Raw genomic sequence first — 18,719 nt, 5'->3', positions numbered from 1 at the left:
CCTGAAGGGGCGCTTGAGTCACGGGCGCTACAAGTCATGAGGCGCTCAGGGCGGCCAGGCTTCTCAGCAGGCGTACTACTCCCTCCGGACCCTCCGCCACCACGTCCGCGCGGTCCGCCAGTTCTGTCACCTCTGTGCTGCCGCTGCATACCAACAGGCCCGGGACGCCCTCCTCGCGGAGTTTTTCGATGGCGGCGAAGGCGGGGATGTCGCCCAGGTCGTCGCCCGCGTAGAGGATCGAGGCGGCCGAGATGTGGCGGGCGTACTCGCGGAGGGCCACGCCCTTGTCCATGCCCGGGGGGCGGAGTTCCAGGACCAGACGGCCCGGTTCGACGATCAGGGCGTGCTGGGTGGCCAGGTCGGTGAGGGGGGCTCGGAGGGTCTCGAAGGTGGCCTGGGGGTCGGCGGCGCGGCGGGTGTGGACCGCGATCGCCCGGCCCTTCTCCTCGATCCAGGTGCCCTGTGAGGCTCCGGCGCGGTCGAGGACGGCCGGGAGTTCGGCGCGGACGGCGGCGATGCCGGGGTGCGGAGGCGGTGCGGTGATCTCGCCGGTCGCCGCGTCCCAGCGTTCGGCGCCGTAGTGGCCGAGGACGACGAGGTGTTCCAGACCGGGCACGCCGGCGAAGCCGCCGTAGCGGACGGCCACCTCGGCCGGGCGCCCGGTGACGACGGCGACGGCGGCCACCTTCGGGGCGAGCGCGGCCAGCACCGGTACGGCGTCCGGGTGGGCACGGGCCTGCTCGGGGTCGGCGACGATCGGCGCGAGCGTGCCGTCGAAGTCGAGGCCGACGAGGGCCGTGCGGGGCTGCGCGAGGAGTGCGGCGAGGCCGTCACGACCGGCCGGGGTACGCGGCGTCGGGAGGGGTTCCGTGATGTGGGTTCCCATGGGCCGACACTATCCGAGCAACGCCCCGCACAGCGCCCCGTACAGCAGCGCCCCGTAAGGGGCGCTGGGGGTACCCCCGGCCGAAGGCTGGGGGAGGAACTGCGCGACAAGCCCCCACCGGCCCGCAGATCCGTCTCCACGTGAACGGGGGGGGTCGAAGGGGGCGCAGCCCCCTGGAGGACGGGACGGGTAGGGGCGGCGGGGGCGCAGATCCCCGGCTCAGCGTTCCGAGCGGCGCGCGTCCCGAACCCTCCGCAGCCTGTTCACCGTCACCGGATCGTGGGCCAGTGCCCGCTCGTCGTCCAGCAGGGCGTTCAGGAGCTGGTAGTAGCGCACCGGCGCCAGGTCCAGCTCCTCGCGTATCGCGCGTTCCTTCGCGCCGGGGCTGGGGAAGCCCCGGCGTTCGAGGGCGAGGACGGCCTGCTCGCGCTCGCCCAGTTCTTGCCGGTCCATGGCGAGAACCGTAGCGCTCAGCCGGTCCCGGCCGTACGGCTGTCGGCCGTCGCCGCCTCGGCCTGGAGCCGGGTGAGGACGCCGGTCGGGTTGCCGGTCGGGCTCACCACCGTACCGATCTGCTTCTTGATGTCGGCGCTGATGGCGGCCCAGGAGGTCTTGCCCGCGGGGTAGAGCTCCGAGGTGGGCAGCTGCTCCAGGAAGGGGCGCAGCTGCTTGTCCTGGGTCTGCGTGGAGTCGGTCATCGTCTGGGACGCGGACGTGGTGACGGGCAGCAAGCCGTACTCGCGGGAGAAGGCGAGGACGTTCTTCTCGCTGTAGACGTAGTTGAGGAAGTCGCCCACCTGGTCGGCGTGGCCGTTCTGCCTGAACGCCGCCATCCAGTCGGCGACGCCCATGGACGCGGTGGTGGTGCTCTGGCCGGCCCGGGCGGGCATCGGGACCATGCCGAACTTCACGCCCTTCTTCTCGGCCTGCTCGATGAGCGTGGGGTGGCCGTTGAGCATGCCGACCTGGCCGTCGGCGAACGCGGCGAACGCGGTCGCGCGGTTCAGCTTGCCGGGGGCCACCGGGCCCGTCAGGCCCTTGCCGACCAGCTCGTCCTTGAGCCAGGTGAGGGTGTCGATGTTCTGCGAGGAGTCGATCGTGTACGTGCCGGTGTCGTCGGTGTAGCCGCTGCCGCCGCTGAGCAGCCACTGCATGGTCTCCGCCTGCGCCTCCTCGGGACCGAGCGGCAGGGCGTACGGGTACTTCACGCCGTCCGCCCTGAGCGCCTTCGCGTCGGCCGCGAGCTCGCTCCAGGTGGTGGGCGCGGTGGTGATGCCGGCCTCGGAGAAGAGGGTCTTGTTGTAGAAGAGGACGCGCGTGGACGCGGCGAAGGGTATGCCGTACTGCGCGTGGTTCCACTGGCCCGCCTCGGCGAGCTGGGACGGGAAGTCGGCCTGGACCGGGATGGAGAGCAGGTCACCGGCCTCGTACAGCTTGCCGGCGGCAGCGTAGTCGGCGTACGAGCCGATCTGCGCCAGGTCGGGGGCCTGGCCGGCGGCGACCATGTCCTTGACCTTGCGGTCGACGTCGTTCCACGAGTAGACGGTGACGTCGACCTTCACGCCGGAGTGCTGGGCCTCGTAGGCCTTGACCAGCTTGTCCCAGTACTTCTGGGAGCTGTTGGCGGCGGAGTCCCCGTAGTCGGCGGCGACGAGTCTGAGGGTGACGTCCGAGGATCCCGTCGTCCCGCACCCACCGAGAACCGCTGTCATGCCCGTTGCGGACACCACCGCGATCATTCCTGCCCTACGCCGCCGCACGTCTACTGCCCCTGTCCAACTGTCTCGCCGTTCAATATGTCTGACCTATAAGGTCTACACCACGCAAGTGGACTAGACCTCTTGTGGGTCGGCGGGCCACACTGTTCCCGTGAGACATGTCATCGCCCTGGACGTGGGCGGCACCGGAATGAAGGCCGCGCTGGTCGGCCCGGACGGCGAGCTGCTCCACCAGGACCGCCGCGCGACCGGCCGGGGCCGCGGCCCCGACGCCGTCGTCGCCGCCATCCTCGACTTCGCGGCCGAGCTGCGGGCGTACGGCGAGCAGCAGCTCGGCGAGCCGGCGTCGGCGGCCGGTCTCGCCGTCCCGGGGATAGTGGACGAGCAGGCCGGCCTCGCGGTCTACGCGGCCAACCTCGGCTGGCGCGACGTCCCGCTGCGCGCCCTGCTCGCCGACCGCCTCGGCATCCCGGTCGCCCTCGGCCACGACGTGCGCACCGGCGCCCTGGCGGAGGGCCGGCTCGGCGCGGGCCGGGGCGCGGACCGCTTCTTCTTCGTGGCCCTCGGCACCGGCATCGCGGGCGGCTTCGGCCTGGACGGCCGGGTGGAGCCGGGCGCGCACGGCTTCGCGGGCGAGATCGGCCACATCGTCGTACGACCGCAGGGTGCCCCCTGTCCGTGCGGGCAGCGGGGCTGTCTGGAGCGGTACGCGTCGGCGGCCGCGGTGAGCGAGGCCTGGGCGAAGGCCGGCGACGACCCGGACGCGGACGCGGCGGACTGCGCGAAGGCGGTCACGTCCGGCGACCCGAACGCCGTCCGGGTGTGGGGGGAGGCGGTGGCCGCACTGGCCGACGGCCTGGTCACGGCCCTCACCCTGCTGGACCCGCGGGTCCTGATCATCGGCGGCGGACTGGCGGAGGCGGGAGACGTCCTGTTCGACCCGCTGCGGGAGGCGGTGGAGCGCCGGGTGACGTTCCAGAAGCTGCCGGCGATCGTCCCGGCCGAGTTGGGAGACACGGCCGGCTGCTTGGGGGCGGGGCTGCTCGCCCAGGACCTACTAACGACGACCACTCCGGAGGTAACCCCCTGATGGCTGCGAAAGAGCCGCACAACAGCGCCCCTTCAGGGGCGCGGGGCAGTGTCCGATTTGCGGCTACCGCCGCGCGGGCGCGACCAGCCCCCACGGACCCGCAGCCCGCAGCCCACGGACTGGTCCTCTCCGGTGCCCGGGTAGTCCTCCCCACCGGAGTGATCGAAAATGGCCGACTGGCCGTGGACGGCACGAAAATCGCCGCCGACGCCCCAGAGAACGCCCACCTCATCGACCTCACCGGCCACTGGCTCCTCCCAGGCTTCGTCGACCTGCACAACCACGGCGGCGGCGGAGCCTCCTTCAGCTCCGGCACCGCGGACCAGGTCCTCACCGGCGTCCACACGCACCGCCTGCACGGCACGACCACGCTCGTCGTCTCCACCGTCACCGACGACATGGACGTCCTGGCCCGTCAGGCCGGTCTCCTCTCCGAGCTCGCCGAGCAGGACGAGATCGCCGGCATCCACTTCGAGGGCCCCTTCATCTCCCCGTGCCGCAAGGGCGCCCACTCCGAGGCACTGCTGCGGGACCCGGACCCGGCGGAGGTCCGCAAGCTGGTCGACGCGGCGCGCGGGCACGCCAAGATGGTCACCCTCGCCACCGAACTCCCCGGCGGTATCGAGTCGGTACGGCTCCTCGCGGAGCACGGCGTGATCGCCGCCGTCGGCCACACGGACGCGACGTACGAGCAGACGGTCGAGGCGATCGACGCGGGCGCCACGGTCGCCACCCACCTCTTCAACGCGATGCCGCAGATCGGCCACCGCGCCCCCGGCCCGATCGCCGCCCTCCTGGAGGACGAGCGGGTGACGGTCGAGCTCATCAACGACGGCACCCATCTCCACCCAGCCGCACTCCAGTTGGCCTTCCATCACGCGGGCCCGGACCGGGTGGCCTTCATCACGGACGCGATGGACGCGGCCGGCTTCGGCGACGGCCGCTATCTTCTGGGCCCGCTGGAGGTGGAGGTCACCGACGGGGTCGCCCGGCTCGCGGACAGCGGTGCCATCGCCGGGTCCACGCTGACGCTGGACCGCGCGCTGCGGCGGGCGGTGACCGTCGACAAGCTCCCCGTCGAGCACGCCGTCGCCGCCCTGTCCGTCAACCCGGCCCGGCTGCTGGGCCTCTACGACCGGGTCGGCTCCCTGGAACCCGGCAAGGACGCCGACCTGCTCGTCCTGGACGCGGACTTCACGCTGAAGGGTGTGATGCGGCAGGGCGCCTGGGTGGTCGTACCCGAACTGTCCTGATCCCTCCCCCTGTCGAGAGACGGCGACCCTAGGCCGGTCGCCGTCTCTTTGGCATGATCGAGGCCCCCCGACCGACGGCACGGGCAGATGCGAGGGAGGTCGCCCGGTGATTCTCACCGTCACGCTGAACACCGCTCTGGACATCACCTACCGGGTCGGTGCCCTGCGCCCGCACACCTCGCACCGCGTCTCGGACATGGCCGAACGGCCGGGCGGCAAGGGCGTGAACGTGGCCCGGGTGCTGGCCGCGCTCGGGCACGAGGCGACGGTGACCGGTTTCGTCGGGGGCGTGACCGGGCGGGCGGTACGGGAGCGCCTCGCGGACAGCCCAGGCGTACGGGACGCACTGCTCCCGGTCACCGGGCCGACCCGGCGCACGATCGCCGTCGTGGACGAACTGACGGGTGACACGACCCAGTTGAACGAGCCCGGCCCGCAGATAGCCCCGGCCGAGTGGGGTGCCTTCCTCGACCACTACGAGGAACTGCTGGGCGGCGCCTCGGCGGTGGCGCTGTGCGGCAGCCTGCCGCCGGGGGTGCCGGTGGGCGCGTACGCGGGGCTGATAAAGACGGCGCGGGCCGCCGGTGTCCCCGTCCTCCTCGACACCAGCGGGGAGCCGCTGCGGCGCGGGGTGGCGGCCCGCCCGGACCTGCTCAAGCCGAACGCCGACGAACTGGCGGAACTGACCGGCTCCCACGACCCGCTGCGCGCCACCCAGGACGCCCGGCGGCGCGGGGCACGCACGGTGGTCGCTTCCCTGGGCGCGCAGGGCCTCCTCGCCCACACCCAGGAGGGCCGCTGGCGCGCGGTCCCCCCGACCCGGGAACACGGCAACCCCACCGGCGCCGGCGACTCGGCAGTGGCCGGCCTGCTCTCCGCCCTCGTCGAACAGCTCCCCTGGCCGGACCGCCTGTCCCGCGCGGCAGCCCTGTCGGCAGCGACGGTGCGGGCCCCGGCGGCGGGCGAGTTCGACCGCGCGACCTACGAGAAACTGCTCGGCCAGATCACCGTGACCGGCGGGCCGACGGCCGCTTAGCCCTTGTTCGTGTGCTTGCCCTGCCTCAGCCACATCTGGTCCAGCAGGATGTCGCAACTGTCGCCGCTCTGGCAGGACAGGGAGATGACGTTGGTGCCCTTGGTGAGGGTGGGGTACGTGTAGCTGGTTGTCCAGGCCTTGGTCGGGTCGCTCTGGCCCGTGTAGTTGTTCAGGGGGAACTTGCTGCCGAACGTCTTGCCGTTGATGGACAGCGTCATGGCCTGGTCCTGCACGGCGCTGTAGTGCGCGAAGACGGTGTAGAGACCGTCCGACGGGATGCCGCTGACCGTCCAGGTGACGCCGGCGCCGGTCTGGCTGAAGTTGGTGACGTAGATGCCGCCCTGGGCCTTCGCGCCCTTGACGTCCGAGGCCGTGCTCGCGCCGCCGTCCAGGCGGAAGGTCTTCGCGTCGACCGGCGCGATATCGCCGGACGCCGACACCGAGCTCGTGCTCGACGGGCTCGCAGACGCGCTCTGGGACTGGGTCGGGGACGTGGAGGCGCCGCTGCTCGCCTTGTTGTCGTCGCCGTTGCCGTTCATCATCGCGACGCTGATGCCGATGACCACGGCGGCGACGACCGCGACGGCGCCGATGAGGAGGCCCTTGGTGTTCGGGCCCCGGCCGCGGCCGGGGTTCTGCGGGGCCTGGCGGGTGGTCGGGGCACCGCCCGGGAAGGTCTCCGGGGCCTGGTAGGCCGCGCTCGGCTGCTGGCCGTAGCCGCCGCCGGGCTGCTGCTGGGGGATGGTCTGGCCGCCGTACTGCGCCTGCGGTGCCTGCTGCGGGCCGCCGTACGTGCGCTCGCCGACCGGGCGCACCCTGCTGACGGCGTTCGGGTAGCCGTAACCACCGGAGCCGGACGGCGGCTGGGCCCCTCTGGCCTGACCGTCGGCGTACAGGTAGCCGAACGGGTCGTCGTCCTCGGGCGTGCTCGCGCCGTTGTCGCCGGGCGTCATCCCTTGGTACTCCTCAACAGGTGCGGGCGGATGCAATACAGGTATTGAGTGTCGAGCCTACCCGGTCTGGCTGAGCCAAACGGGTGACTCGGATCGCATCAGCTCGATGACCTGCGGATCATCCGGCACGGCGATGTGCTTTGGGACGAGATCGTTTCTCTACGTACATCCGCTCGTCGGCGGATTTCAGGACTTCGTCCGCCGTCATGCCGCAGTGCGCCCATCCGATGCCGAAGCTGGCGCCCACCCGCACGGCCCGGCCCTCGGCGCGGATCGGCTGGATGATCTCGTTGCGCAGGCGTACGGCGAGGTCCTGGGCGTCGGCCTTGCCGAGCCCGTCGGCGAGGATCACGAACTCGTCGCCGCCGAGGCGGGCCACCGTGTCGCCGTCGCGCACGGCCCTGCCGAGGCGCCGGGCGACCTCGATGAGGACCGCGTCGCCCGCGTTGTGCCCGAACCGGTCGTTGATGGACTTGAAGCCGTCGAGGTCGCAGAAGAGCACCGCGAGCCCCTTGGCGCCGTCGTCGCGGCCCTCCTCGGGGGCGACGGTGTGCACGTGGTGGTCGTAGCCCTCGTAGGACGGCGTGACGCCCGCCGCGCCCGCGAAGTCGAAGCCGTGGCCGTTGGCGTCGTAGGCGGGGTGGCCGTAGGCCGCGTCCAGGGATTCCAGGCCGCCGCCGGTGTCGGCGCGCCGGCAGAGCCGGGAGGAGAGGCGGGAGCGCAGCTCCGCCGAGTTCGGGAGGCCGGTGAGGGAGTCGTGGGAGGCGCGGTGGGCGAGCTGGAGCTCGCGGCGCTTGCGTTCCTCTATGTCCTCGACGTGGGTGAGGAGGAAGCGGGGGCCGTCGGCGGCGTCCGCGACGACGGAGTTCCGGAGCGAGACCCAGACGTAGGTGCCGTCACGGCGGCCGAGGCGGAGTTCGGCGCGGCCGCCCTCCGCCGAGGTGCGGAGCAGGGTGCCGATGTCCTCGGGGTGGACCAGGTCGGAGAAGGAGTAGCGGCGCATCGCGGAGGCGGGACGGCCCAGGAGGCGACAGAGGGCGTCGTTGGTGCGCAGTATTCGGCCGTGCTGGTCGCCGCCCATCTCGGCTATCGCCATGCCGGAGGGGGCGTACTCGAAGGCCTGCCGGAAGCTCTCCTCGCTGGCGCGCAGGGCCTGCTGCTCGCGCTCCAGGCGGACCAGGGCGCGCTGCATGTTGGCGCGCAGCCGGGCGTTGCTGATCGCGATCGCGGCCTGGAAGGCGTACATCTGCAGGGCCTCGCGGCCCCAGGCGCCCGGGTGGCGGCCGTTGCGCGGGCGGTCGACGGAGATCACGCCGAGGAGTTCGCCGCAGGAGCTGCCCGATATGCCGGGCGTGTACATCGGGGCGAAGAGCCGGTCCGAGGGGTGCCACTCGTCCTCGAAGCGGGGCGCGGGACCGTCGGTGTACCACTGCGGGACGTCGTCGTCGTCGAGGACCCAGCCCTCGGTGTGCGGTATGAAGACGAGGTCGCCCCAGTTCTCGCCCATGTTCAGCCGCCGGTCCCAGGACTCCCGGGAGCCGACCCGCCCTGTGATCAGGGCCTCGGCGGCGGAGTTGCCGGAGAAGGCGGCGACGACCAGGTCGCCCTCGGCGGGGCGTACGAGGTTGACGCACGCCATCTCGTACCCGAGAGCGGTGATCACGCCGTCGGCGACGGTCTGCAGTGTGTCCGCCAGGCTGCGGGCCGTGTTCATGTCGGCCATGACCTGGTGCAGCTGTCGCAGGGACGCAAGACGGACGTAGGGCTCCGACTCGGTCTCCATGCTCGCCCTCCCCCCGAGACCTCGCAGCGAATCAAGGGTCTGCTTCGGCGCTACTTTTCCCCGCCACTGAATCACAGCGCGCTGCCCACCCGGTACACAGGGTCAACAATTCACCCCCCTTGTGACTCAAGTCACAGGAGAACGTGAACAATTGAGTGGAGTTTCTGCGTTTTACCTGTGTGCTTACTGAACACAGCCTTTGCGGGCGTGTGCACATGATGCACGTTACGGCCTTTCACCCGCCCTTGGTCCTAGGACCCGGATCGGGCCGATGGCCGATGCGGTGGTGCCGGGTCCGACACTAGCGTTCCCGGCGTGCTGAAGACTCCCTCCCCCGCCGCCGCAGAAGCCACCGGGCATGCTGTGGGGGTGAGCAACGAAGCGTTCAAGGCCGCCCTGTCCCGGCTGGCCGCGGGTGTGGTCCTGGTGACCGCGCAGGAGCCGTCGCTGGACCCGGACGACCCGCTGGCGCCGGCCGGCGAGGACGTCGGCATGACCGCCACCGCGTTCATGTCGGTGTCGCTCGACCCGCCGTTGGTGCTGGTCAGCCTGCGTGAGGGCTCCCGGATGGACGACCTGCTCGACGAACAGCCGCGGTGGGCGGTCTCCGTGCTCACCGAGAGCCAGCGCCACATCGCCGGCCGCTTCGCGATGAAGGGCCGCATCAGCGACCGCCTCCTCTTCGAGGACATCCCGTACGTCCGCGGCGAGGCCAGCGGGGCCCCGCTGGTCGGCGGCGCCCTCGCGACCCTGGAGTGCCGCACCGAACAGCGGATGCCGGCCGGCGACCACACCCTCGTCATCGGCCGCGTCCTCACCGCCGAACTGCCGAGCACGGAAGGCGGCCCGCTGATGTATTTCCGGGGGCGCTACCGGCAGCTGGGATGAAACCGCACGGTCTGTTTCGGAAATTCCGCGAACAGTTACTGAACGGCCGTTCCACAGCGCACGGATGCCTTCTCCGCTCCGCCTCGAAAAGATAACCACCGCAAATCTGACAACGGCACTCCGCATTCGCGTCCGGCGTGGGTCGCCCGGCCGCGCCTGATCGTCGGCGGAGACCCCACGGTCGGCTTTCTGACGGCCTTTCGTCACGACGTCAGCAGTGCCCACCGCCCTGGGGCCAGGGCGGTGGGGCCAGGGCGGTGGGGCCAGGGCGGTGGGCGTGGCCGCTCACCAGGTCTCGGGCATGCCTACACGGACGTGGCGGGCCGACCGGCCATCAAGTGGTCGACGAGCGCCAGCAGCACGTCGCGGCCGTCCCCCCGGTCGCGGGCGTCGCAGAGCACCAGCGGCACCTGGGGGTCGAGGGCGAGTGCCGCGCGGATCTCCTCCGCGGTCCGGTCGCGGACCCCGTGGAAGCAGTTGACGCCGACGACGAAGGGGATGCCGCGGCTCTCGAAGAAGTCGATCGAGGCGAAGCTCACCTCCAGTCGCCGGGTGTCGACCAGGACCACCGCGCCCATCGCCCCGTTGACCAGGTCGTTCCACATGAACCAGAAGCGCTCCTGGCCGGGGGTGCCGAACAGGTAGACCACGAGGTCGCCGCTGATGGTGATCCGCCCGAAGTCCAGCGCGACGGTGGTGGTGAACTTGCCGTTCACGCCCTCCAGGTCGTCCACGCCGACGCTGGCCCGGGTCAGGTACTCCTCGGTGTGCAGCGGGGCGACCTCGCTCACCGCGCCGACCAGGGTCGTCTTCCCGACGCCGAACCCGCCGGCGATCAGGATCTTCACCGCCAGGGGAGCCGCCAGGGGAGCGGTGTCCGTAAGGCCCGCCGTGTGGTCAGAGCTCGCGTAGTCCATCTCTCACCGCCTTGAGGATATTCATGTCGGGAAGGCCGCCGGCCCGGGCGAGCGGCTGCGGCGAACGGGCCCACATGTAACCGGAGTCGACCAGATCGCCGATGAGGATCTTGGTCAACGACACCGGGAGCCCCAGCTTGGCGGCGACTTCCACCACCGCCTTGGACTCCCGGCAGAGCCCGAGGATCGTGCGGTGCTCCGGCTGCATCCTGCGCACCGCGAGCGCCGCCTGCGTGGTGACCTCGGGCAGCGTCGTCACCAGGGTGATCAGCGTCAGATCCGCCCGCTCGGGGGTGGTGCGCCCGCTGGTGATCGTGTAGGGACGGACCAGTTGCTCGTCGGCGTCATCGTCGTCGAACCCCTCAGTCCAGTGCCTCATCCGGCTCTCCCCGCGTCATCGGACGGCGGAGTACGCGCGTCGGTGCCCAGCCGCTGGCCCACCTGCTGGACCAGGGTGTGCATCGCGACGCTCATCAGCTCGGCGTCGACCTCCTGGGAGGCGGTAACCGCCAGGTGGGTGCCGCGGCCGGCGGAGATCACGAACAGCCACAGGTCGGCCATCTCGACGATGACCTGGTGCACCGGGCCGCCGCCGAACAGCTGCCCGGCGCCGCGGGCCAGGCTCTGCTGGCCGGTGGCGATCGCGGCGAGCCGCTCGGCGTCCGAGCGGTCGATGGTCCGCGAACGGCTCATCACCAGGCCGTCGTCCGACAGCACGATGGCGTGCCGGGTGCCCGTGACCTGGTCGACCAGCCCGTCAAGAAGCCAGTCCAGATCCACGTCGGTGGCCGTCGTACGCTGCGTCATTCTCGATCATCCGTCCTAGGAGAGCCGGGCCGGTCGGGCGAGGCGGGCCCTGCACCGCTGCCTTCGCCACTGCCTTCGCCGAAGCCGGTACCGTCACCGCTGCCGTCGTTGTCGCCGCCGTCGTTGTCGCCGCCGCCGTAGCCGTGGCTGCGGCCGGTGTCGTGGCTGCGGCCGGTGTCGTGGCTACGGCCGGTGTCGTAACCGGTGGCGCTACCGCCGCTGTCACCGGTGCCGTTGGCGAAGGCCTCGTTGGCGAAGGCCCCGTTGACGCCGCCGCTGGTGCTGCCGCCGAAGCCGTCGCCGAAGCCGCCCGCGGTGCCGTCGTCCGAGTCGCCCCCGCTGCGGGCCAGCCGGGACTGCCGGGACTGCCGGGACTGCCGGGACTGCCGCTGGAACGCGCCGATCGCGGCCCCGGACCGGCCGGGCCGGTCGGGGAACGTCCAGAGATCCGGCTCATCCGGTTCCTCCAGCCCCGCCGGGATCTGGAGTTCGGGCGCCAGGCTGGCCTGGCGGACCCGCTGGGGCAGCGCCCGTGCCGCGGTCGGCGCGGACGGGGTTGCCTCGTCCTCGTCCGACGGCCGGAGACCGGAGGCGGTGACGTTCGCCATCGCGTGTCCCTTGGCGCGGGTGGGCAACCGCCCGCCCTCGTACGGCTCCCGCAGACCGATACCGGCGTCGTGCGGGTGCGGCCGCGGACCGGGCGGGTGCGGCAGGACTTCCGGAGGGAGCGCGACCGGCTGGGGCTCCGTGCCGGGCTGTTCCACCACCACCTGGTGCGGCAGCAGCACGACCACCCGGGTGCCGCCGAAGGCGGACGGCCGCAGCTCCACCCGCAGGCCCAGGCCCGCCGACAGCCGGGCGACCACGTACAGGCCGAGCCGTACGTCGTCGGCCTGGGTCATCACGTCGAGCTGCGGCGGCGCCTCCATCAGGGCGTTGGCGGCGGCGTAGTCCTCGGGCTCCATGCCCAGGCCGCGGTCCTCGATCTCGACCGCGACGCCCCGGCCGACCCTCGCGGCCCGTACCTCGACAGGCGTCGGCGGCTTGGAGAAGGCGGCGGCGTTCTCCATCAGCTCCGCCAGGATGTGCACCAGCGTGCCCACCGCCCGCTCGGACACCCAGGGCTCGTCCTCGACGTCGATCGAGATCCGGCGGTAGTCCTGCACCTCGCCCTGCGCGGCGCGCAGCACGTCGAGCAGCCGGACCGGCTTACGCCAGCGGCGCTGCGGCTGGCCGCCGCCGAGGATGACCAGGTTCTCCTCGTAGCGGCGCAGCCGGGCGGTGAGGTGGTCCAGGTCGAACAGGCCCTCCAGCACCTCGGGATCCTCGTGCGTGCGTTCCAGCTCGTCCAGCTTCCGCAGCTGGAGGCCGATGAGGATCTGGGTGCGCCGGGCGATCCGCTGGAGCAGCCGCTCGAAGCCGCGGTGCTGTTCGGCCTGCCGCACCGCGGTGGCCACGGCGCTGCGGCTGGCCGCGTTCAGGGCCCGCCCGAGCTCGCCGAGCTCGTCGGGGGTGGGCTCGACCAGCCGGACCTCGCGGTCCACGTCGACGTTCTCGCCACGCTCCAGCCGGGACACCACGTCGGGCAGCCGTTGCTGGAGTTCCACGGCCTCCTCGCGCAGGGCGTAGATGCGGCGGCGCAGGAGGACGGTGAGACGCCAACTGGTGAGGATGACCAGGATCACGGCGAGCAGGCCGACGGCGCTGACGACGACCAGGGTCCACTGGAGCCGGCTGACGTCGTCGGCGGAGACCTTGTCGAGGTGCGCGACCCGGACCTGGACCAGATTCAGCAGCCGCGGGCGGTTGGCGTCCAGCGAGGTGCGCCACTGGGTGTGGATCCGGCCGAGCTCCAGCTCACCCTGCGAGTGGTGGGGGCCGGCGACGATGACCTGCTCCTCCAGGCTGTGCTGGGTTTCCCACGACTTGGCGGACGTCGCCTTCTTGTACGCGTCGAGTTCGGCACCGGTGAGGCCGAGGGCGACCCGCTGGAGCAGGTACTCCTGAGTGCCGACGGCATCGACGAACACGTCGTACTCATTGACCTTCAGATGCCCGGTCTGCCAGTCGCGGCCGAGCAGGGCGTCCTCGCGCCCGATCCGGTCGATGGCGCCGTAGAGGTCGACCAGGGTGTTCGCCAGCAGGGCCGCACCGGCGTTGCTCCGGCGGCCGAGCGCGGTGAAGACGTCGATCAGCGAGTCGATGGTGCCGCTGTAGTAGTCGAACGCCGCCTTCTGGCCAACGGACCCGGTGTCCACCGCCTTGCGCTGCGCGGCGAGCCGGTCGAGATCGCGCACGGTGCCGGACAGGGCCGTACCGAGTCCCTGCTGTCCGTGCGAGGTGCTCTGGTCCGCCGCCGGGCGGAAGCCGGTCACCGCCTTGTCGGTCGCCGCGCGCGCGGCGGCCAGCTTGCCGCGGGCGGTGGTGCCGGGGTCGGCCTGCATCTCCGCGGTGAGCCGCCGCTCCTCGTCGAGGGACTGGAAGAGGACGGACGACGGCCGGCCCAACGAGGCGGCCAGGTCGCTCTGGGTCTTCTCCGCCTGCCAGCGGGTGGCCAGCTGGTACGTGCTCAGGCCCCACAGGGGCGCGAGCGCGAGGCTCGGTACGACCACGAGGATGATCAGAACGGTACGCAGGGGCAGTCGACCGGGGCTGCCGCCCGACCCGACCGGCTGTGAGAGAAGGTCAGCTGACGCCGGCACAGCGTCCGATGGCTGGTTCTCGACGGCCGCACTTCCGGCCCGTCTACCCCCAAACCTGCCAAATCCGGTCACCTTAGGGACACTCCCCCCACCGTTCGGTGCATCCATGAGGAAAAAATCGCCAAAGTCCGGCGACTGGTGGCAGATAGTAGCCACATTGAATGAAGCCCGTAAGCGTTTTGCCTTCACCCCGCGGATCCGCCGGGTGGCGCAGCGAAGTCCCGGCCGACCGGTCCGGAACCCTCGTCCGACCGCGACTGCGAACGGCCGAAAACGACCGCCGAGGCCGCGCCCAAGGCGGCGACGCTCCGCCCGATGCCCGCCCGATGCCCGCCCGGTTCTCCGGGCAGTCGTCGCGGTGGAGCCATGAACCAGCCACCTGGCAGGATTTCAGCAGCTCAGATGCCGTCGGCGAGGCGTCCGGGGTCTCGTCCGCCGCCGCGGGTCCGGATTCCGGCAGCGAGCGGTCCGCGGGCGAGCCCGGTGGCCTCGTCGCCGACTGCCACGAACAGATCCTCGTTCTCGACTGCATACACCGACGGGAGGATCGGCCGGAAGGCCGCAGGGACGGCGTTACGACCAGTCGCGGCCGGTACGCCCGCGCTTGGTGTCCGAGCGTTGCTTCTTCTCCCGCAGTCGGCGTTCGTTGATCCCGCGCGGGATGCGGGTCGGGCGGCGCGGCTTGGGCGGTGGCGCGGTGGCCTCCGCGAGAAGCGCGGCAAGGCGTACGGCGGCGGTCTCGCGATTGCGCCACTGCGAACGGTGCTCGGACGACCGTACGACGATCACGCCGTCGACGAGCCGCCCCGCCAGCCGCTCCAGCGCCCGCTCCTTCCACACCGGCGGCAGCGCCTCGGTGTTCGCGAGGTCGAAGCGGAGCTCCACCTGCGAGTCACTGGTGTTGACGTGCTGCCCACCCGGCCCGGACGACCGCGAGAAACGCCAGTGGAGCTCGGCCTCGGGGAGCGAGACGGAGCCGCGGATGACGTAAGGACCGGACATGCCCCTATGGTCGCGCGGCTGACCGGCACACGTCACGTGAATATCGTTCATCACCCGTTTGGTAAAGAAAGTAAAGCGTGGTGGAACCTTCGGTACCCCTCGTGGCGTTCTTACGGGTAGCTGTAGCTTCAAGCCCGTACGCACCGCACGGTCGTACGCGAAACGAGGGAAAGGACTCCCGACCATGGCTGTAAGCCTCTCCAAGGGTGGCAACGTCTCGCTCACCAAGGAGGCTCCGGGCCTGACCGCCGTCACCGTGGGCCTCGGCTGGGACGTCCGCACCACCACCGGCACGGACTTCGACCTCGACGCCTCGGCGATCGCGGTCAACACCCAGGGCAAGGTCTACTCCGACGCCCACTTCGTCTTCTTCAACAACAAGCAGACGCCGGACCAGACCATCGTCCACACCGGCGACAACCGCACCGGCGAGGGCGCCGGCGACGACGAGGCGATCAACGTCAACCTGGCGGGCCTCCCCGCCGACATCGACAAGATCGTCTTCCCGGTCTCGATCTACGACGCGGAGACCCGCTCGCAGAACTTCGGCCAGGTCCGCAACGCCTACATCCGCATCGTCAACCAGGCCGGCGGCGCCGAGATCGCCCGCTACGACCTCTCCGAGGACGCGGCGACGGAGACGGCGATGGTCTTCGGCGAGCTGTACCGCAACGGCGCGGAGTGGAAGTTCCGCGCGGTGGGCCAGGGCTACGCGTCCGGCCTGGTGGGTATCGCGCAGGACTTCGGCGTCAACGTCTGACAGACGCGGCACGCTGCGCTGTGCGGGAGCCCCTGGCGTGACGCCGGGGGCTCCTGGTTTTCGCTCAGTGCGCCGACGCGAACGGCACGAAGGCCGCCCAGGCAAAGGGGGCCAGGGCGAGCTGGGGGCCGGGGGTGGCGGGCGTGTACTTGGAGTCGCGGATGTGGATGGTGGTGGGGGTGGGGGCTATTTCGAGGCAGGATTCGCCGTCATTGCCGCTGCTGTAGCTGCTTTTGAACCAGGCCAGGGCCACTTCGACGCAGCTGTCGCCGTCGGGGCCACTGCTGTAGCTGCTCTTGAACCACGCCAGCTCGGAGGGGCTTCCGGCAGAGGCCTTGCTGATCATGTTTCTCCAAGCATGTGCTCGATAAGGGCCAGTGACTCCTGGGGCGGTAGAGCCTGCGCCCGGATGGTGCCATATCGCAGCTCAAGGATGTGGAGCTGTTTCGGATCAGAAGTGGCCCGGCCGTTGAACGCGCCATCCGAACGCCCGACCGCTGTCCCGTCGGGGAACTTCAGGATTTCGACCCTGCCACCCAGACCGGGATGAGCCCCGCCGTTCGTCGGCATCACCTGAAGGGTGACGTTCCGCAACCGACCCACCTCCAGCAGATGTTCGAGCTGCTGCCGCCACACCATTGTGCCGCCGACCCGCCTCCGAAGCGCTGCCTCTTCCAGGACGAAGCCGAGCGCAGGGGCTGGTGATCGCTCGAAGATGGATCGCCTGGCCATACGCGCTGCGAGAACGCGCTCCAAGTCATCCTCCGAGTAGGCAGGTTGCCAAGCCTCGAACAGCGCTCGCGCATGCTCGGGAGTCTGTAACAGGCCGTTGATGCTGACGACCTCGTACACCCCGATCTCAACGGCCTGCCCCTCCAACTTGGCAAGCTCCCGCACCTTCTTCGGATACCGGACCCTCTTCACGTCCTCCCAGGTCGCCGAGATCAGCCCGCCCGCGCCCAGGACCTCGTCCGCCCTGTTCAGGTACTCCTGCCGGGGGATCCGCTTGCCGCCCTCCACCTTGTAGACCATGTCCTCCCCGTAGCCGACCGCCTCCCCGAACTCGGCGGCCCGCATCCCCACCGCCTCCCGCCGCAGCTTCAGCTGCCGCCCCACCGTCGCGATGACCGCCACGCCCCAGTCGTCGTCCGGGTCGACCTCCCAGCCCGGCTCGGTCACCTCGCCGCCGTCCACGCTCATCCCACGCCCCTTCGTGCCGTACGCCCGAACCCGCGCCCCCGCCCCTACCCGTACGAACGCTCCCGACAGCCAGGACAGCACCGGACAAGCGCCGGACAGTCACCGTACGCAAGGGCTTCGTCACTGTTCACGGTATGCATGCCCGGCCACGCTGAGTGATGTGAACGATGAAATCTCCACCCCCGTCCGCAACATGAGCCTGCGGTTCTCGCCCACGCCGCGTGGCGCCCGCCTGGCCCGTCTGCTCGCCACCGAGCAACTGCGCCCTGGGGGCTGCCGTTGGATCCGGCGAGGCAGATCGTGGCCGAGCTGGCGGCGAACGCGGCGACGCACGGGAGGGTGTCGGGACGCGACTTCGGCCTCCTCCTCTACGTCGTGGGAGACACGTTGCGGATCGAGGTCACGGACACCCGCGGTGACCGCCTGCCGCACACCCGACTCCTCGCGCCGGATGCCGAGTCGGGCCGGGGTCTGGTCCTCGTCGAGGCGCTCGCCGACAAGTGGGGCGTGGCACCGGGGCTGTCGCCGCGCAAGACGGTGTGGGCGGAGATCGGTGTGACGCCGTAGCCCGGAAACGCGGGCTTCGGTCGCGAGGGACGTCACCACCAAAGGAACGAAACGAGGAGAAAGAACCCCGCCAAGCCCCACCCCTCCCGCCCGTCGCGCAGAGTCACTCCCACGAGTGAATATGCCCAAGTGGGCTGGATTTGAGGCGGTTTGCGTGCCCTACGCTCAGCGCAACAACCGCGGAAAAACTTCGGCCCCCGCCGGGACGGCAATCCCAGTGCGAGGGCCTGACCACCTAGGAAGACAGCCCTTCCCGATGGATACGAAAAACCCTAGCGCGCCCTCGTGCGCCAAGCCCCGTGTTGCCGCGAAGAAGCACCCGAACCGGGGGTCCGGCGGTGGACTCATTCACGAGAACACCCGCCACACCTCGCACTTCGTGGTGATCGGCAACGACCTCGCCCAGCACCCCGACCTGTCGGGGCTCGCGGTCGGGATCGGCGTGCACATCCAGTCGCTTCCGACCGGCGCCCGGGTCGACATCAAGACGCTGGCGGAGCGCCTGAAGGAGGGCAGGACCCGAATCGCGGCCGCGTTGCGGGAGCTGGAGGCGGTCGGGTACCTGCGCCGCGAACGCGTACGCCTGCCCGACGGCCGCATCATCACCCGCACGGTCTTCTGCAACCGGCCCGGCCACAGCAGCGGCGCCCGCCGGCCCGAAGCCGCGGCACGACCGAAGCCACCGCAGAAGCCCGCCCGCAAGGCCCTACCACCCGTACCGCGCCCGGCCTGCCCCTCCCCCGCGCTCCTTCAGAAGGCCCTGGACCTGCTCGCGGACCTCCGCCGCCACGACTCCCGGCTGCTGCTGTCGGCCGTCGAAGCCGACCATCTGGCCCCGGGCGTCGCCGCCTGGCTGGAACGCGACATCGCCCCCAGCGCCGTACGGCACGCCCTGACCGCAGACCTGCCGGCCGAACCGCTCCACAGGCCCGCCGCCCTCCTGGCCCACCGCCTGACGGACCGGCTGCCCGCGCCACCCCCCTTCCGCGCACCGGCTCCGCCACCAGCCGCACCCACCCGGATCCACAACTGCGACAGCTGCGACCGAGGCTTCCGCGCCCCGGCCCCCGGCCTCTGCCGCGACTGCCGAACCGATCTCCCTGAGGAGACCTAGCATGAAAGCGACGATCCTTGCCCCTGGGCACAGACGACGAGGA

Annotated in this window: 19 protein-coding genes and 1 pseudogene; 7 read left to right on the top strand and 13 right to left on the bottom strand. The window is 71.1% G+C overall.

Going from position 1 to position 18,719, the window contains the following annotated elements:
• Positions 1 to 34: 34 nt before the first annotated feature.
• The 3 genes from otsB to ACFWPS_RS04390 all read right to left on the bottom strand — a co-directional run bounded on the left by otsB (position 35) and on the right by ACFWPS_RS04390 (position 2,625).
• On the bottom strand, positions 35 to 886 hold the full coding sequence (otsB, locus tag ACFWPS_RS04400) for a trehalose-phosphatase (RefSeq protein WP_383700786.1): 852 nt from the start codon (positions 884 to 886) through the stop codon (positions 35 to 37).
• A gap of 219 nt (positions 887 to 1,105) precedes the next feature.
• Positions 1,106 to 1,339 carry a DUF3263 domain-containing protein gene (locus ACFWPS_RS04395; RefSeq protein WP_089101831.1) on the bottom strand — a complete coding sequence of 78 codons (234 nt, stop codon included), beginning with the start codon at positions 1,337 to 1,339 and terminating at the stop codon, positions 1,106 to 1,108.
• Positions 1,340 to 1,356: 17 nt separating this feature from the next.
• Positions 1,357 to 2,625 carry an extracellular solute-binding protein gene (locus ACFWPS_RS04390; RefSeq protein WP_383701022.1) on the bottom strand — a complete coding sequence of 423 codons (1,269 nt, stop codon included), beginning with the start codon at positions 2,623 to 2,625 and terminating at the stop codon, positions 1,357 to 1,359.
• 130 nt (positions 2,626 to 2,755) lie between these two features.
• On the opposite strand from ACFWPS_RS04390, the gene ACFWPS_RS04385 reads away from it, so the two are divergent.
• The 3 genes from ACFWPS_RS04385 to ACFWPS_RS04375 all read left to right on the top strand — a co-directional run bounded on the left by ACFWPS_RS04385 (position 2,756) and on the right by ACFWPS_RS04375 (position 5,983).
• Entirely contained in the window at positions 2,756 to 3,694 is a 939-nt protein-coding gene (locus ACFWPS_RS04385; protein WP_383700784.1) for an ROK family protein, read from the top strand.
• Positions 3,694 to 4,947 (top strand): N-acetylglucosamine-6-phosphate deacetylase, encoded by a 1,254-nt coding sequence (gene nagA, locus ACFWPS_RS04380; RefSeq protein WP_383700782.1) that lies wholly within the window; start codon positions 3,694 to 3,696, stop codon positions 4,945 to 4,947. Before ACFWPS_RS04385 ends, nagA begins: the two co-directional genes overlap by 1 nt.
• A gap of 106 nt (positions 4,948 to 5,053) precedes the next feature.
• Positions 5,054 to 5,983 carry a 1-phosphofructokinase family hexose kinase gene (locus ACFWPS_RS04375; protein WP_383700780.1) on the top strand — a complete coding sequence of 310 codons (930 nt, stop codon included), beginning with the start codon at positions 5,054 to 5,056 and terminating at the stop codon, positions 5,981 to 5,983.
• Here the strand turns inward: ACFWPS_RS04375 and ACFWPS_RS04370 are convergent.
• On the bottom strand, positions 5,980 to 6,936 hold the full coding sequence (locus tag ACFWPS_RS04370) for a carbohydrate-binding protein (RefSeq protein ID WP_383700778.1): 957 nt from the start codon (positions 6,934 to 6,936) through the stop codon (positions 5,980 to 5,982). The genes ACFWPS_RS04375 and ACFWPS_RS04370 overlap by 4 nt on opposite strands.
• A 118-nt stretch (positions 6,937 to 7,054) precedes the next feature.
• On the bottom strand, positions 7,055 to 8,719 hold the full coding sequence (gene cdgB / locus ACFWPS_RS04365; protein WP_383700776.1) for a diguanylate cyclase CdgB: 1,665 nt from the start codon (positions 8,717 to 8,719) through the stop codon (positions 7,055 to 7,057).
• Between the two features lie 315 nt (positions 8,720 to 9,034).
• On the opposite strand from cdgB, the gene ACFWPS_RS04360 reads away from it, so the two are divergent.
• A complete protein-coding gene (locus tag ACFWPS_RS04360; protein ID WP_383700774.1) occupies positions 9,035 to 9,607 on the top strand; it encodes a flavin reductase family protein in 573 nt (190 codons plus the stop codon).
• Between the two features lie 305 nt (positions 9,608 to 9,912).
• Here ACFWPS_RS04360 and ACFWPS_RS04355 read toward each other — a convergent pair whose 3' ends face one another.
• The 6 genes from ACFWPS_RS04355 to arfB form a co-directional block, all read right to left on the bottom strand.
• Complete coding sequence (locus tag ACFWPS_RS04355; protein ID WP_383700772.1) at positions 9,913 to 10,524, bottom strand: ATP/GTP-binding protein; 612 nt, start codon at positions 10,522 to 10,524, stop codon at positions 9,913 to 9,915.
• Positions 10,505 to 10,903: a DUF742 domain-containing protein gene (locus ACFWPS_RS04350; protein ID WP_383700770.1), complete on the bottom strand. Its 399-nt coding sequence runs from the start codon at positions 10,901 to 10,903 to the stop codon at positions 10,505 to 10,507. Before ACFWPS_RS04350 ends, ACFWPS_RS04355 begins: the two co-directional genes overlap by 20 nt.
• Positions 10,900 to 11,331, bottom strand: coding sequence for a roadblock/LC7 domain-containing protein (locus ACFWPS_RS04345; protein WP_361295532.1), 432 nt, complete (start codon positions 11,329 to 11,331; stop codon positions 10,900 to 10,902). Before ACFWPS_RS04345 ends, ACFWPS_RS04350 begins: the two co-directional genes overlap by 4 nt.
• On the bottom strand, positions 11,328 to 13,943 hold the full coding sequence (locus tag ACFWPS_RS04340) for a nitrate- and nitrite sensing domain-containing protein (protein WP_383700768.1): 2,616 nt from the start codon (positions 13,941 to 13,943) through the stop codon (positions 11,328 to 11,330). Before ACFWPS_RS04340 ends, ACFWPS_RS04345 begins: the two co-directional genes overlap by 4 nt.
• A 488-nt stretch (positions 13,944 to 14,431) precedes the next feature.
• On the bottom strand, positions 14,432 to 14,569 hold the full coding sequence (locus tag ACFWPS_RS04335; RefSeq protein WP_383700766.1) for a hypothetical protein: 138 nt from the start codon (positions 14,567 to 14,569) through the stop codon (positions 14,432 to 14,434).
• Positions 14,570 to 14,606: 37 nt separating this feature from the next.
• Complete coding sequence (arfB, locus tag ACFWPS_RS04330) at positions 14,607 to 15,035, bottom strand: alternative ribosome rescue aminoacyl-tRNA hydrolase ArfB (protein WP_361295526.1); 429 nt, start codon at positions 15,033 to 15,035, stop codon at positions 14,607 to 14,609.
• Between the two features lie 184 nt (positions 15,036 to 15,219).
• Here arfB and ACFWPS_RS04325 point away from each other — a divergent pair, with 184 nt between their 5' ends.
• Entirely contained in the window at positions 15,220 to 15,795 is a 576-nt protein-coding gene (locus tag ACFWPS_RS04325) for a TerD family protein (RefSeq protein ID WP_355709085.1), read from the top strand.
• A gap of 64 nt (positions 15,796 to 15,859) precedes the next feature.
• Here the strand turns inward: ACFWPS_RS04325 and ACFWPS_RS04320 are convergent, their stop codons facing one another.
• Positions 15,860 to 16,141: a DUF397 domain-containing protein gene (locus ACFWPS_RS04320; RefSeq protein ID WP_383700764.1), complete on the bottom strand. Its 282-nt coding sequence runs from the start codon at positions 16,139 to 16,141 to the stop codon at positions 15,860 to 15,862.
• Positions 16,138 to 16,995, bottom strand: a complete 858-nt coding sequence (locus ACFWPS_RS04315) for a helix-turn-helix domain-containing protein (protein WP_383700762.1) — start codon at positions 16,993 to 16,995, stop codon at positions 16,138 to 16,140. The genes ACFWPS_RS04320 and ACFWPS_RS04315 overlap by 4 nt, the downstream gene beginning before the upstream one ends.
• Before the next feature lie 193 nt (positions 16,996 to 17,188).
• Here ACFWPS_RS04315 and ACFWPS_RS04310 point away from each other — a divergent pair.
• A pseudogene (locus ACFWPS_RS04310) lies at positions 17,189 to 17,562 on the top strand (ATP-binding protein).
• A 256-nt stretch (positions 17,563 to 17,818) separates the two neighbouring features.
• Positions 17,819 to 18,676, top strand: a complete 858-nt coding sequence (locus tag ACFWPS_RS04305) for a helix-turn-helix domain-containing protein (protein ID WP_383700760.1) — start codon at positions 17,819 to 17,821, stop codon at positions 18,674 to 18,676.
• The last annotated feature ends 43 nt before the right edge of the window (positions 18,677 to 18,719 follow it).

This window comes from Streptomyces sp. NPDC058457 (assembly GCF_042720695.1).
Lineage (GTDB): Bacteria > Actinomycetota > Actinomycetes > Streptomycetales > Streptomycetaceae > Streptomyces.
This window is presented reverse-complemented; position numbering and strand designations above follow the sequence as displayed.